Below are 581 nucleotides of genomic sequence, written 5' to 3'. Positions count from 1 at the left end.
TGCATACTTTTTCAAAAAATTTCATTCTTGATCCTAACATTCAAAGCTTCCTGTCTAAAAAAGACCAAGTGATAGCCAAGGAATCGTTATGGGTGCTGATGATTCGGATTCATATCGCCCTTGCTCTTATTGCGCTCCTGACCGGGCCCATCGGCATTCTTGCGCGGATTCGGCAGAGGTGGCCCGCTCTTCATCGATGGAACGGGCGCATCTATGCACTCTCGATCGTGATCAATTTTATCCCCAGTTTGTACGTCTCGTTCTTCGCAAGCGGCGGCGCATGGAGCACAATCGGCTTTATCATTTTGAATACGCTCTGGCTTCTATCGACAATAGTAGGGGTTCGATCGGCTCGAAAACGTAATATTCAAATGCACAGCAAATGGATGACTCGCAGTTTCTTTCTTTCCTTTGCCAACACGACCATTTACATTCTTGTAGCGATACTCCATTATGCGATGGACCAACCCTACGGCTTCTCTTACACGGTAGCCGTGTGGGCTTGCTGGATATTGAATTTGAGCTTGGCGGAAGCGGTCATTCGAAGAAAATCGCTAGCCGGTTAGTATGCGAGCTGGTTT

Annotated in this window: 1 protein-coding gene; it reads left to right on the top strand. The window is 47.3% G+C overall.

The genetic code is table 11. The features are described from left to right. Positions 1 to 566 (top strand): DUF2306 domain-containing protein (locus AC3Y2E_RS34665; RefSeq protein ID WP_379217999.1); only part of this gene is annotated, 566 nt, incomplete at its 5' end. Between the last annotated feature and the right edge of the window lie 15 nt (positions 567 to 581).

The organism is Paenibacillus sp. MAH-35, from assembly GCF_058135425.1.
Note: the sequence above shows the minus strand (reverse complement) of the source record. Positions and strands in the feature narration are given on the sequence as shown.